Origin of the sequence: Rothia sp. HC945 (assembly GCF_051370785.1) — a bacterium.
Taxonomy (GTDB): domain Bacteria; phylum Actinomycetota; class Actinomycetes; order Actinomycetales; family Micrococcaceae; genus Rothia.
The window spans coordinates 521,308-534,699 of sequence record NZ_JBFCSN010000001.1; the positions used below are offsets into that span (position 1 = coordinate 521,308).

The following is a 13,392-nucleotide window of genomic DNA, read 5'->3' on the forward strand; positions in this document are numbered from 1 at the left end:
TCGGCAAATGTGGCGAACGGAACCGTCCCGATAAGCGGATTCGAGGCTTTTGTCCCAGGTCGACCTTCTAGGATCGGGAGTCGTCAAGATACGGCTAACAGCCGCCTGACCAGCCACAACAGATCTTCTACACGCCAGAGGAACACCGTGAGCAGCGCACCCGCCCGCACGAAAGAACCACAGGGACGCCCAGCGCGTCCGCGCCGGACCATGCCCCTCAAGATCGCCGCGATCGTGATCGTGACCGTTGTGATCTTTTTTCTCCCCGTCCCGGACGGGGTCGATCCGCGCGGCATGCACATGGCCGGCATCTTCGTCGGAACCATTCTTGGCCTGATCCTCCAACCCCTGCCGACGGCGTCCATGGCGCTGGTCGGGTTGGCGGCTGCCATGATGACCGGCACCATGACGCCTGAGAAAGAAGCTCTCCAGGGGTTCGGCAACGCGACCATCTGGCTCATCGTGGCCGCATTCTTTATTGCCGACGGCTTCCTGATCACGGGTTTGGGGCGTCGCATCGCGCTGCTCTTCGTCTCGGTCCTGGGGCGTTCTTCCTTGGGTCTCTCCTACGGGATGGCACTCACCGACCTCGTGCTGGCTCCCGCCACACCCTCGAACACCGCGCGTGCGGGTGGCGTCGTCTACCCGATCGTCACGTCTTTGGCGACGGTCAACGATTCAGAGCCCACGAGCGACGAATCCCGACGACGCCTCGGTTCCTACCTGTCCATGACCTCGGTCCAGGTCAACACGGTGACCTCAGCGATGTTCGTGACCGCCATGGCCGGCAACCCTCTGGCCGTCAGTTTTGCTTCCCATCAACAGGTCACCATCACGTGGGGAACTTGGGCCCTCGCCGCGATCGTCCCCGGACTCGTGGCTCTGGCCACCATGCCCTGGGTCATGTCCAAGGTGTACCCGCCCTCCTTGCGGAGCACGCCGGAGGCACCCGCCCAGGCACGTCAGCAGTTGCGCGAGGTGGGGCCGATGAGTCGTGCCGAGTGGATCATGCTCGCGACCTTCGTGGTCCTTCTCCTCCTTTGGGTCCTCGGGGGGACGCTGGGTATCAACGCGACCGCGGCGGCGTTCCTTGGCGTCGCAATCCTTCTGGTCACCAAGGTGCTCACGTGGAAGGACATGGCCAAGAATTCTGGTGCCTGGTCCACGCTCATCTTCTTCTCGGTCCTGGTCGGAATGGCCACTCATCTCAATACGCTGGGCGTCATCGACTGGATCGGTCGCACCGTGAGCTCGCTGGTCGGTGGGATGCCCTGGCCTGTCGCGTTCGGGATCCTGGCCCTCGTCTACTTCTACGTCCACTATTTCTTCGCCTCGAATACGGCGCAGATCGTTGCCATGTACTCCGTCTTCCTCGGGGCAGCCATTGGCGCCGGCACACCAGCCTTGTTCGCCGCCCTGGCTTTCGGTTTCATGGGGAATCTCATCGGTGGTATCACGCACTATGCCTCCGGGCCTGCGGGGGTCATTTACGGCTCCGGCTACGTGACGACGGCCGAGTGGTTCAAGGTCGGTTTGATTGCTTCGGTGGTCAACATCCTTATTTGGACCGTGGTCGGCTCCGGGTGGATGTACGTGATGGGCCTGTGGAACTGACCCACGGGATAGAGTGACGGAGTACTGTCGCACCCACGGGGTCGAGGCGGGAACGCCGATTCCGTACGATGGTGCTCATGTCCGTCTCCTCATTGACCGAAAGCACGCAGAACTACCTCAAGACCATCTGGTCGCTCAATGAGTGGTCGGAGGAGCCGGTCACCGCGTCGGCCATCTCCGCAGCCACGGGGCTCAGGCTGTCTTCCGTGTCAGATGCCGTGCGCAAGCTGACCACACAGGGCCTGCTCAAGCATGCGCCTTATGGCGCCGTGGCCCTGACGGACGAAGGCCGCGCCCACGCCGTGGCCATGGTCCGGCGGCACCGACTTCTGGAAACATTTCTCGTGGAGACGCTGGGGTACACCTGGGACCAGGTGCACGACGAAGCCGAGGTCCTGGAGCACTCCGTCTCGGACTTCATGGTCGACCGCATCGCGGAACTCCTGGGACACCCCGCACGCGATCCGCACGGAGACCCCATTCCTTCGGCCGACGGGATCGTGGACTCCCCCGACGCCACGCGCCTGACGGACGTCCGCCCAGGGGCCACGGTCCGCGTCGTCCGGATCTCCGACGCCGACCCACGCCTGCTCCAGTATTTTTCCGCCCAGGGCCTTGCGGTCGGGACGCAGATCAGCACGTCGGAAGGTGCGCCGTACTCGGGCACGGTGGACATCAGGGTCGACGAGGGGTCCCAGCTCACTCTGGGTCGCGAGGCCACCGACTCCGTCTTCGTCGCGGAGTCGGCTTAGACCAAGGTCTTCTCCGGGACGTCCCTCGCGAGCGGCTCTCGCCTCGCGCCCAGACGATCGATCGCCCGGCGCACCAGACCCTCGCGCGGGGCGAGGAGGTACACCACCGCGAAGATCGAGCCCTGACACAGCACTACGGACCCGCCGGAGGAAATGTCCAGGTAGTAACTGAGGTAGAGACCGACCAGCGACCCGATCACGGACACGGACGGTGCGATCCACAGCATTCGCGACATCCTCTGGCTCAACAGGCGCGCAGTGGACCCGGGGACCACGAGCATCGCGACCACCAGCACCACCCCGACGGCCTGGAGGGCGACGACGCATGTCAACGCGAGGACACCCAAGAGGATCGATCCGAGAAATCTTGGGCTCAGCCCAATGGTCCGCACATGGCCCGGGTCGAACGCGAACAGCGTCAGGTCCTTGCGCTTGAACAACAGCACCGCAAGGCACAGAGCCACCAGGACGACCACTTGGGTCAGATCCGCAAGGGAAACCCCCAGAAGATTTCCGAAGATGATGTGGTTCAGGTCCACCTGGGACGGAGTGACCGAGACAAGAACCAGTCCCAGGGCGAACAAGGTCGTGAACACGATGCCGATGGCGGCGTCCTCCTTGACCCGGCTGGTTGCCCTGACTCCACCGATCAAGGCGACAGCGAGCACGCCGAAGATCGAGGCACCGACCGCGAACGGCCACCCCAGCGCGTAAGCCAGCACGACGCCCGGGAGCACCGCGTGCGAGACGGCATCCCCCAGGAGCGACCAGCCCGTCAGCACGAGCCAGCAGGAGAGGACGGCGCAGAGGATGGCCGCCAACAGGGTCGCCACGATCGCCCGCACCATGAAGCCGTATTCGAGGGGTTGGATGATCAGTTCCAGCAGGTTCATTGTCCGCCTCCAAACGCCAGAGCAAGGTTCTCCGGTTCCAAAACGCTCACGGGAGTCCCTTGGTAGACCACTCGACCGCGCAGCAGGACGGCACTGTCGGCGAGACGGCCGATGTTTTCGATGTCGTGCACCGTGATGAGCACGGCGACGCCCTCCGAGGCGAGATCACGCAGGACGCGAATCATCGTGGAGGCCGAGACCGTATCCACGCCTGCGAAGGGTTCGTCGAGCAACAGCACCCGTGCCTGCTGCGCAAGCGCCCGAGCCAAGAACGCGCGTTTCTTCTGCCCACCGGACAATTGACCGATTTGCCGGTCCGCGAGCTCGGTCAGGCCCACGGTCCGAATCGCGCCTTCCACGAGGTCCTTGTCCTCTCGGCACGGCCTTCGGCTGGGGCCCATGACTCCGTATCTGCCCATGAGGACGACGTCGCGCACGGAAACGGGAAAATCCCAGTCCACCGACTCGGCCTGCGGCATGTACCCAAGGATTCCGGCTCGCTGGGCCTGCTTCGTGCTCTGTCCCTCGATCCTCACGGTTCCGGCGGTAGGCCTGACAGCCCCCGAGATGGCCTTGAACAGGGTCGACTTGCCGGAGCCGTTCATCCCGAGCACCGCGCACACGGTGCCTGCGTCGACCCTCAGGTTCACATCGCTCAAAGCGCGAAGGTTTCCGTAGTCCACACTGAGGTCCTTGATCAAAAGCGCTGCCTCGGTGTTGCCTTGTCGGTTGTCCTCTGTGCGTGGATCTTGCTGAGTCCGAATCCTCATTGCGGGTTGTCACCGGACAAGGCCTTGGCGATGGTGTCGGTATCGTACTTCAGGAGATCCAAATACGTCGGCACGGGCCCTCCGGATTCCGAGAGGGAATCCACGTACAAAGTTCCTCCGTCAACGGCTCCCGAGGAACGGACCACTTGTTGCATCGTCTTGTCGGAGACCGTGGACTCACAGAACACTGCGGGAATGTGGCTTGCCTTCACGTCCTCGGTAATCGCGGAAACGCGCTGTGCCGAAGGTTCGGCGTCGGAGTTGACACCCCACAGGTACTTTTCCTTGAGACCTGCGTCCTGGGCCAGATAGGAGAAGGCGCCCTCACAGGTCACCAAGGTCCGCTGCTCCTCAGGGATCTGGTGCAAACGATCCGTGAGTTGGCCGTGGATCGCCTGCAACCTCCTCTTGTAGTCTTCCGCGTTCTTTCGGAAGTCGTTCTTGTGCCCGGGGTCCAGTTCGCCCAGGGCCTTCTCGATGTTGTCCACGTAGGTCTGTCCGGCCACCGGACTCATCCACGCGTGCGGGTTCGGTGCGCCGCTGCCCTCGCCTTCCGCGATGTCGATGGGCTGCACTCCGTCAGATACCGTCGCCTTGGGCGCCTTCGAATCCTGGGTGAACTTCTCGAACCACGCCTCGAGATTCATCCCGTTCTCGAGGATCAGATCCGCCGTTGAGGCTTTCTTGATGTCCTCCGGGGTCGGTTCGTATTCGTGGATCTCCGCGCCTGGTTTGGTGATCGATTCGACCCGGACGTGGTCGCCGGCGACACTCTGCGCCATGTCGGCCAGAACTGTGAACGTGGTCAGCACCGTCGGCTTGTCATCTTTGCCGGATGCGGGCTGTTCGCCGGCCGAGCACGAGGCGACCAGCAACGGAATCGTGAACAGCGCGGCAATGCGCGCGATGGATTTCCCCGGTGTACGACGACGCCCGGTCCCTGCGTCGCCGCAAGCACAAGAAGAACGGTCTTCGGTCATAGTGGCCCCTTTGCCTCTCATGGGTTCGGTGGGAGGGCGGGTGAGCGGCACCAAGGAACGGAAGCTGGATCGTCATCAAGGGGTACCCCGGGATACCCACCCGCCTCCGACCATCATATGTACGCCCAGCCGTAGTTTCTAGTTCCGCTGGACAAATTTATATGTATTTCGAGCCCGAAACGTTTTGGGATCAGGCGCCTGGACTGGGTTCAACCCAAGCTTTCGGACACGAGAACGTCTGAGGTAGTCCGCCAATACGGCATGCCGGCGGACCGTGTGAATGCACGTGTGGCCGCGTCTATTGCATGGTGTCGATGCCGTGGCCCCTGAGGCTATACCCTCGAAGGGTGCCAGTACGGCCCGGAGGCCACAACGCATCCTGTCCGCCGATGGATGGTCTGGAAGAGTAGCGGACACAAAAAAAGTTGCCCCGCCGAATGGCGAGGCAACTTTTTCGTATGAAGTGGAGCTGAGGGGACTCGAACCCCTGACCCTCTGCATGCCATGCAGATGCGCTACCAGCTACGCCACAGCCCCAAGAACTTTTATAGCCTACCAGACCCCGCCGCCGGACGCCGAATCCGACGGCGGTGCGCAGGCGTCATCCCAGGTCGACAACCTCGAATTCGAGCATTCCCTCGGACGTGGACACCGTCGACTCAGGATTCCGCGGCTGCCGCTGGGCGGCCCAAGCACGGAAGCTTTCTTCATCGGCCCACCGCGTCAGCACGAAATATTCGGTCTGTCCGCCGGCAGGACGCAGAAGTTCGAACCCCTCGAAACCCGGAGCTGAATCGACCGAATGCTTGCGCGCGGCGAACCGGCGCTCCAACTCCTCGTTGGCGCCTGAGGGGACGGACAGCTTGTTGATCTTGACGACGGTCATCGACACTCTCCTTACTCACGATGGTTCGTATTCTAGGCCACGGTGCCCGATCGATGCCGAACCAACAAAAAAAATCCGGATCCCCGGCCATCATCGAAATGGCCAAGGATCCGGACCTTGTCATGAGTGGAGCTGAGGGGACTCGAACCCCTGACCCTCTGCATGCCATGCAGATGCGCTACCAGCTGCGCCACAGCCCCATGCAAACATTGAAACCAATGTTTCTACCGCCGCCCCTCGAGGCAACTCCTCTACTATACGAGCACGCCGGGGCGGGGCGCAAACCGACGTACGGTGATCTGCCCCACCCTGCGGCCCGTCGGTGCTAGGACCTCGGTTCCGGCGCCAATTCGCTGGCGTCCGGCAGTTCGTCCACTTCTTCGACCTCGCCCTCGACGTCGAGCGGGATGCGCGGCGCCTCCGCCCACAGTCGGTCCAGGGCGTAGAATTCTCGTTCCTCCTGATGCTGAACATGAACCACGATGTCGGCGAAATCGAGGAGAACCCACCGACCACCCGACTTGCCTTCGCGGCGCAATGGCTTCAGATCCAGCTGCTCCCTCAGCTGCGTCTCGATTTCGTCGACGATCGCGTCGACCAGGCGCTCATTCGACGCCGAGACGACAAGGAAGCCGTCGATGAGCCCCATGGTCTCGGAGACATCGTAAGCATTGAGCTGGGTCCCCTGTTTGGATTCCGCGGCCCGAGCCGCAAGCCTGATGGCTTCGACGGATTCTTGTGTTGCGGTCATGGTGTCCTTTCGGAACGAGTAGTGCGGCAGGCTCAGAGCAGGAAGACGATTCCCAGAACAATGGCCGCCACGAGAAGGAGAAGAAGAAGTGTGATCAGGGCGATCCGGCCACCGGATTTCGGCGCCTTCCGGTCCATCCCGGAGAGGTCCAAGCCGTGCGCATCGACTGCACGCACCGGCTTCGCGTTCGCCGTTTCAGGGTCCGGCGCGGAATCCTGATCTGTGGGGGCCGCCCCCGGTCGGCTCGTTGTGGTTGTCGGTGAAGGCTCCGGGGCGACGGTCGAAGCCTCGGCGTCCGTGACATGGGACGTCGAATTGGCAACCGACGACGTCGACGGGGCCTCCTGGACCACCGGCAGCTCTCCTGAAAGCACAGTGTCCGAGGCCGCCGTGCTGGCCGGTCCGAGCACCACGGGAACTCCCATGGTCACCGGGCCCAGGACGTGTTCGTCGTAGTCCCTCTTGACGTCCGTGCTGCTGAACCCGGACAGATGCGCCGGGTTGATGGACAAGGCCGGGGTGTCCGCGACGCTCCCGGACTCCCCCAGAATGTGCCTCTGAACGGCGTTGAGCACGTCCTCTTCCTGGAACTTCACTGTCGACGCATCGGCGTCGATGAAAGCATCGAATTCCGCCTGTTCGCCCAGCTCGATGAACTCGCCCTGGTCTTCCAGAGTGTCCGACAGCGCCTGGAACCGTTTCTGGATCTCCAAAACGTCTGGTGCCGGCTCCTGGACCGGTACCACGGGCGTACCCTGGGCGTGGAGCGGCGGCTCTCCCCTGAGTTCTGACAACTGGTCGCGACGGTACCGGGCCAGACGCCTCGGCCCATAGGGCTCCGGCGGGGGTGGAACCCGTGTTCCGTCCTCCGCAACGTACACCTTGTCCGGATCCGCGTACAGATCGGTCGTGGTGGGGATATTGCTATTCAGCTGAAACTCCTTGACGTATGCGCACGCCGCGCACTCTACCGTGCTGTTCCCGAGTCTACCGGGGTTGGCCCGTTTTCGTGTTCCTTGGGCAAGCGGTCGGGATTCCTTCGCCCATCGTCCCCGTCGTCGTCCTCGTGCGGATCATACAGGTCGTACTTGTTGATGTACTGGACGACCCCGTCCGGGACCAAGTACCACACCGGTTTTCCGGCGGCCGAACGACGCCGCACGTCCGTTGACGATATCGCCATGGCCGGGACCTCGAGCAGTCCCACCCCTTCACCGCGGTACGGTGCGGCAAGCTCGTGCCCGGGACGTGTCACCCCCACGAAGTAGGCCAGGTCCCACATCTCGGATACGTCCTTCCAGGATAGGACCTGAGCCATGGCGTCGGCGCCGGTGATGAAGAACAGGTCCGCTTTCGGCCTCAGGTGGCGGAGATCCCTCAGCGTATCGATGGTGTACGTCGGACCCGGCCGATCGATGTCCACCCGGGAGACGGTAAATCGCGGATTCGACGCCGTGGCGACGACGGTCATGAGGTACCTGTGCTCCGCCGCGGAAACCCGCTTGTCTGCCTTCTGCCACGGTTGGCCGGTGGGAACGAAGACCACTTCATCAAGGTCGAAGACGGATGCGACCTCGCTCGCGGCCACCAAGTGGCCATGATGAATCGGATCGAAGGTACCGCCCATGACTCCGAGGCGTGTGCGGCCCGGACGCCGTGGTGGAACGGTCAACCCGTCTTGGGTCGTGGCTTTGAGCTGGGGATTCATGAGATACGACACCGGGGCCGCACGCGGAGAAACACCCGCGTGGGCCCCGCCCTCCTCGGACCGCCGACTAGCGGTGATGCTTTTCGGTGTACTGGGTCATAGCGTCCTGCTCCTCAGGAGAGAGCTCCGAGGGGTTGGTGAGACCGTCGCGCCGAATGCCTCGACCGGAGAAGGAGACGACCACGATCATCAGCAACAGGAATGCGACGAAAAAGATCACGGCCACCAGCCAGTGCGGGATGCCGAGATCGTAACCGGCGCTTTCTTCCGCTACGGGCGCGGCGGCCAGAATGGCTGAGCTGAGCATATTCCTTGGTCCCTTCCGACGGTTGGCCCGTGGCCGCCGCCGTTTGTATCCGGTGCGATGAAGTCGTCCACCAGTTTAGCCCCTCGTGTGGCCTTGTCCTCGCACGACCCATTGTGAGGACGTCAACTGCGCGAGGCCCATCGGCCCACGGGCGTGAAGCTTCTGGGTGGAGATCCCGACCTCGGCTCCCAGACCAAGCTCGCCGCCGTCGGTGAAACGCGTCGAGGCATTGACCATCACGGTCGCGGAATCCACCTCGGAAACGAAAGCGTCCGCCTTCGACAGGTCGTTGGTGATGATCAGCTCGGTGTGACCGGTCGAGTACGTCCTGATGTGATCCAGGGCCTGGTCCATCGAGTCCACCACACGGACCGACATGTCGAGGGCCAGGCTCTCGGAGTCCCAATCGTCTGATTGCGCCGCGACCACCTGTTCGGAGAGTCCGCCGGCCAATTCCGCGGCGTCTTCGTCCACGTGAAGACGAACGCCGGCGTCGAGCAATCCCTGCAGCACCGAGCGGGCCGCAGGAGCATCGCGCTGGATCAATAGGGTTTCCGCGGAGTTGCAGGCCGAGGGGCGATGGACCTTGGAATTGACGACCAACGGTACGGCTTGTTCCTCGGTCGCGGTGCTGTCCAGGTAAATATGGACGTTGCCCTCACCGGTTTCGATGACGGGCACCCTGGCGTTGTTCACGACCGACTGGATCAGGTTTCCACCGCCGCGTGGAATCAACACGTCCACCTTGCCTCGGGCGAGCATGAGGGCGTTGGCCCCGTCGCGGCCGAATTCATCGACCGTCTGCACGCAATCCATGGGGAATCCGGCGGAGTCCAGGGCATCACGGATAATGCCAACCAAAGTCTTGTTGGTCTCCAATGCAGCCGATCCCCCGCGCAACATGGCGGCATTCCCGGATTTCAGGGCGAGGCCTGCAATATCCACCGTGACGTTGGGGCGTGCCTCGTAGATCGCCCCGACGACGCCGAGCGGGACCCTGACGCGGGAGACTCGGAGGCCGTTCGGGAGCGTCTGGCCGTCCAGGATCTCGCCTATCGGGTCCACCTGAGACGCCAAGTTGTGCAGGGCGTCGATGAGGCCGTCGATGCGTTCATCGGTCAGGGTCAGCCGATCCACCAGGTTCTCGGCCAAGCCCTTGTCCTTGCCGCGCGAAACGTCCGACGCATTCGAACGCAGAATGACCTCGCGTTGCGCATCGATGGCCTCGGCGATCCGCTGGAGGGCTCGATCCTTGCGACTCCGATCGGCCGTTGCGAGAGCGCGCGACGCCGTGCGGGCGTCATCGGCCATCGCAGTCACGGCGGACTGGATGTCTTCCGGAACGGAAAAGGCGGACTGGTTTGCCTGTGCGTTTTGGCTCATGAATCCCACTGTAGCGGGAGCGCCGCACAGTTTCAGCCGTCCGGACCACTGCGGACATCTGTCCGTTCAGCGGCAGGCCGTCGAACCGGAAGACACCGCCGCGACCCCCTCAGTACTTACGGCGCAACAGGGCCAGGTTGTCCACGTGGACCAGGACCCCGTCGAAGCCCTCGCCCAGGTCATCCACGACGTCGTCGGTGTGCTGGCCGGCCGTCTTGGCGCATTCCTCACTGGAATATGCCGCTATACCGTGCGCGATGGTCTTGCCGCTCGGTTCCTTCAGGGCAACCGGCTCGCCGGGACGGAAGATGCCCTCGACCTTGGTGACGCCCGCGGCCAAAAGTGATGTCCGCCGGCGAATGGCCTTGACCGCGCCGGCGTCGAGCGTCAGAGCGCCCTTGGTCTTCGCCAGCTGGGCCAACCAGACCAACCGCACGGAGCGCCGCCCGCCCGTGGGCTTGAACCACGTGCCCACGTCCTGGCCCTCCAGAGCAGCCGATGCGTTCGCCGTCGACGTGACCAGGGCGGGAATACCCGAGGAGGACGCGATCTTGGCGGCCTCGACCTTTGTGACCATGCCGCCCGAGCCGACCCCGGCCCGTCCGATGGTCCCAACCTCGACGCCGTCGAGATCCTTCTCGGGGTCCGTGACCTCCGGAATTCTTTCCCCGCCCTCGGCCGGGTGTTTGGTGTACAACGCGTCGACGTCGGACAGCAGCAGAAGCGCATCGGCCTTGATCGTGTGGGCGACCAGAGCGGCGATGCGGTCGTTGTCGCCGAACTTGAGTTCGTGGGTCGCGACGGCGTCGTTCTCGTTCACGATCGGCAGGACGTTGAGGTCAAGCAGTCGCTCGAGTTGTCGGTGTGCGTTGTGGTACCGACTGCGATGCATGAGGTCCTCGGCCGTCACCAGGACCTGGGAGATCGTGACGTTGTACCGGCTGAAGAGCTCGGTGTACCGGGTCATGATCAGGGACTGCCCGACGGAGGCCGCAGCCTGCTGCGTCGCAAGGTCCTTGGGTCGTCGGCTCAGGCCCAGTGGGGCGAGCCCCGCCGCGATCGCACCCGAGGACACGAACACCACCTCAACGTTTCGCTCGTGGGCTTTGGCCAGCACGTCGGTGATGGTCGCCACCGCCAGCTCATCGAGCGAATTGGCGATGGAGGTCAGAGAGGAGGACCCGACTTTGACGACGACGCGCCGCGCTTTCGGGATGTCGGCCCGGCTCTCGATGGGGCTGACCCGGTTCTTACCCCGGTTCTCGGCCGAACGCTGCACCTCGGTCCGTTTGAGTTTCCCTCTGGCCTTACTCATGGTCTGATTCTTCTCCTTGGGATTCGCTCGTCTCTGCGGTCGCTTCCCGGGCCTTCCGCTCGCGCCTCTCTTCAACCGATTCGGTCCACTTGCCCGCGAGTCGCTCAGCTTCCAGCTCATCACGGGCGGCCGCACGTGCGTCCTTGCGCTGCTGGTAGTCTTCGCGCTTCTCGGCACGCGTGGGTCGGATCAGTTCTTCGAGGCGGGCATCGGAACCGCGCGGACTCGTGAGGTTCTCCGCACCGGAGAGCATGGTCGGCTCCCAGTCGAAGATCACGGCATCCGCCTCGTTCCCGATGACCACGGCATCGCCGGGCTTGGCGCCCTGTTTGAACAGTTCGTCTTCCACACCGAGCTTAGCCAGACGATCCGCCAAGTACCCGACGGCTTCATCATTCGAGAAATCAGTTTGCTTAATCCAGCGCTCCGGCTTCTCCCCCAAGACGCGGAACAACGGCTCGAGATTCCGCTCTTCATGACGGATGATGAACTCGGATTCCTTCTTCCTACGATGTCCGCGGGGTCGGACGACAGCCGGTTCGGGTTCCTCGGCGGCGACATCTTCCTGCTTGGCCCTGGACTCCTCGACCAATTCGGCCATGGCAAATGCCAGTTCCTTGAGGCCTTCGTGTGAGGCCGTGGAGACTTCGATGACCCGCATGCCACGTTCTTCCAAGTCCTCGCGGACGAATTCCGCGAGTTCGCGGGCCTCTGGCACATCGATCTTGTTCAGGACGGCGATGTGAGGGCGCTCGACCAACGGCGTCGAGGTGCCGGCGGACGGGTCGACCTCGTAGCGCGAGAGCTCGCCGTTGATGGTCTCGAAATCGCTGACGGGGTCTCGGCGCGGTTCGAGGGTCGCACAGTCGATCACGTGCACGATTGCCGCGCACCGTTCGACGTGCCGCAGGAAACGATGTCCGAGCCCTTTGCCATCCGATGCGCCTTCGATCAGGCCAGGGACGTCAGCCACGGTGAAACGGGTGCTCCCCGCCTCTACTACGCCCAGGTTGGGGACGAGGGTCGTGAAAGGGTAGTCGGCAATTTTCGGGCGGGCCGCGCTGATCGCCGCGATCAACGAGGATTTGCCGGCCGAGGGGTAGCCGACGAGGGCGACGTCGGCGATCGACTTGAGTTCCAGGACGATGTCGCGGGTTTCGCCTTCGATACCGAGCAGCGCGAATCCGGGCGCCTTGCGCTTGACCGAGGCCAGGGCGGCGTTACCCATCCCGCCGATTCCGCCACGCGCGGCGATGAACTCGTCTCCCTCCCGCACGAGATCCGCCAGGATGTCACCGTCCTTGGTTTTGACCACGGTCCCCTGGGGAACCGAGAGGATGAGGTCTTCCCCGTGGCGGCCGTGGTTCAGGGCTCCTCGGCCGATATCTCCTTTGGGGGCCGTACGGTGCGGGGAGTGATGGTATTCCAGCAGAGTCGTGGACTGGCCGTCGACGCGCAGGACCACGTTGCCGCCGTGGCCTCCGTTGCCTCCGTCCGGCCCTCCCAGGGGCTTGAACTTCTCCCGGCGCACGGACACACAACCATTGCCACCTGAGCCGCCGCTGGCATGCACGACGACTCGGTCCACGAAATTCGCCACTCAGACTCCTCGAAAATACTTCACGTGCCCTTTGGGCGATTCTATCGACTTTAAACGAAAAAAGAGGGCCTGTGCTGCATATGAGCACATGCCCTCTTTCTCTCGGCGGTCACAAGGACCGGCGTTGGCTCTGCGGTCCGACTACTCGGCCGCTTCCAGGATGTTGACGACCTTGCGCCCACGACGACGGCCGAATTCGACCTGGCCGGCGGCCAGAGCGAACAGCGTGTCATCTCCGCCGCGGCCGACGTTGTCGCCCGGGTGGAAGTGGGTGCCGCGCTGGCGGACGATGATCTCGCCGGCGTTAACGGCCTGGCCACCGAAACGCTTCACACCCAGGAACTGGGGATTCGAATCGCGACCGTTACGGGTTGAGCTTGCACCTTTTTTATGTGCCATACCTGCCTGCCTTCGGTAAAAATTTTCTGACGGA

Annotated in this window: 14 protein-coding genes and 2 tRNA genes; 2 read left to right on the forward strand and 14 right to left on the reverse strand. The window is 63.4% G+C overall.

What is annotated here, in order from left to right; all coding sequences use genetic code 11:
• The first annotated feature begins 210 nt into the window (after nt 1-210).
• Both AB0Y14_RS02210 and AB0Y14_RS02215 read left to right on the forward strand, forming a co-directional pair.
• The gene (locus tag AB0Y14_RS02210) at nt 211-1,614 is read left to right on the forward strand and encodes a DASS family sodium-coupled anion symporter (RefSeq protein ID WP_436588801.1); all 1,404 of its coding nucleotides are present in this window, start codon (nt 211-213) and stop codon (nt 1,612-1,614) included.
• Between the two features lie 77 nt (nt 1,615-1,691).
• The gene (locus AB0Y14_RS02215; RefSeq protein ID WP_436587641.1) at nt 1,692-2,366 is read left to right on the forward strand and encodes a metal-dependent transcriptional regulator; all 675 of its coding nucleotides are present in this window, start codon (nt 1,692-1,694) and stop codon (nt 2,364-2,366) included.
• On the opposite strand, the gene AB0Y14_RS02220 is transcribed toward AB0Y14_RS02215, so the two are convergent.
• The 14 genes from AB0Y14_RS02220 to rpmA form a co-directional block, all read right to left on the reverse strand.
• The gene (locus tag AB0Y14_RS02220) at nt 2,363-3,259 is read right to left on the reverse strand and encodes a metal ABC transporter permease (protein ID WP_436587642.1); all 897 of its coding nucleotides are present in this window, start codon (nt 3,257-3,259) and stop codon (nt 2,363-2,365) included. The genes AB0Y14_RS02215 and AB0Y14_RS02220 overlap by 4 nt on opposite strands.
• Entirely contained in the window at nt 3,256-4,029 is a 774-nt protein-coding gene (locus tag AB0Y14_RS02225) for a metal ABC transporter ATP-binding protein (RefSeq protein WP_436587643.1), read from the reverse strand. Before AB0Y14_RS02225 ends, AB0Y14_RS02220 begins: the two co-directional genes overlap by 4 nt.
• Complete coding sequence (locus AB0Y14_RS02230; protein WP_436587644.1) at nt 4,026-5,009, reverse strand: metal ABC transporter substrate-binding protein; 984 nt, start codon at nt 5,007-5,009, stop codon at nt 4,026-4,028. Before AB0Y14_RS02230 ends, AB0Y14_RS02225 begins: the two co-directional genes overlap by 4 nt.
• Before the next feature lie 464 nt (nt 5,010-5,473).
• Nucleotides 5,474-5,546 (reverse strand) — tRNA-Ala (locus AB0Y14_RS02235).
• A gap of 64 nt (nt 5,547-5,610) precedes the next feature.
• Entirely contained in the window at nt 5,611-5,895 is a 285-nt protein-coding gene (locus AB0Y14_RS02240) for an antibiotic biosynthesis monooxygenase family protein (RefSeq protein ID WP_436587645.1), read from the reverse strand.
• A 127-nt stretch (nt 5,896-6,022) separates the two neighbouring features.
• Nucleotides 6,023-6,095, reverse strand: a tRNA-Ala gene (locus tag AB0Y14_RS02245).
• A gap of 125 nt (nt 6,096-6,220) precedes the next feature.
• Complete coding sequence (gene rsfS / locus AB0Y14_RS02250; protein WP_436587646.1) at nt 6,221-6,646, reverse strand: ribosome silencing factor; 426 nt, start codon at nt 6,644-6,646, stop codon at nt 6,221-6,223.
• Between the two features lie 32 nt (nt 6,647-6,678).
• Complete coding sequence (locus tag AB0Y14_RS02255) at nt 6,679-7,392, reverse strand: hypothetical protein (protein ID WP_436587647.1); 714 nt, start codon at nt 7,390-7,392, stop codon at nt 6,679-6,681.
• Between the two features lie 221 nt (nt 7,393-7,613).
• Entirely contained in the window at nt 7,614-8,273 is a 660-nt protein-coding gene (gene nadD, locus AB0Y14_RS02260; RefSeq protein WP_436587648.1) for a nicotinate-nucleotide adenylyltransferase, read from the reverse strand.
• Between the two features lie 148 nt (nt 8,274-8,421).
• The gene (locus tag AB0Y14_RS02265) at nt 8,422-8,661 is read right to left on the reverse strand and encodes a hypothetical protein (protein ID WP_436587649.1); all 240 of its coding nucleotides are present in this window, start codon (nt 8,659-8,661) and stop codon (nt 8,422-8,424) included.
• A gap of 75 nt (nt 8,662-8,736) precedes the next feature.
• Nucleotides 8,737-10,044: a glutamate-5-semialdehyde dehydrogenase gene (locus AB0Y14_RS02270; RefSeq protein WP_436587650.1), complete on the reverse strand. Its 1,308-nt coding sequence runs from the start codon at nt 10,042-10,044 to the stop codon at nt 8,737-8,739.
• Between the two features lie 109 nt (nt 10,045-10,153).
• Nucleotides 10,154-11,359 (reverse strand): glutamate 5-kinase, encoded by a 1,206-nt coding sequence (gene proB / locus AB0Y14_RS02275; RefSeq protein WP_436587651.1) that lies wholly within the window; start codon nt 11,357-11,359, stop codon nt 10,154-10,156.
• A complete protein-coding gene (obgE, locus tag AB0Y14_RS02280; protein ID WP_436587652.1) occupies nt 11,352-12,959 on the reverse strand; it encodes a GTPase ObgE in 1,608 nt (535 codons plus the stop codon). The genes proB and obgE overlap by 8 nt, the downstream gene beginning before the upstream one ends.
• A 141-nt stretch (nt 12,960-13,100) precedes the next feature.
• A complete protein-coding gene (gene rpmA, locus AB0Y14_RS02285) occupies nt 13,101-13,358 on the reverse strand; it encodes a 50S ribosomal protein L27 (protein ID WP_436587653.1) in 258 nt (85 codons plus the stop codon).
• Nucleotides 13,359-13,392 lie beyond the last annotated feature (34 nt).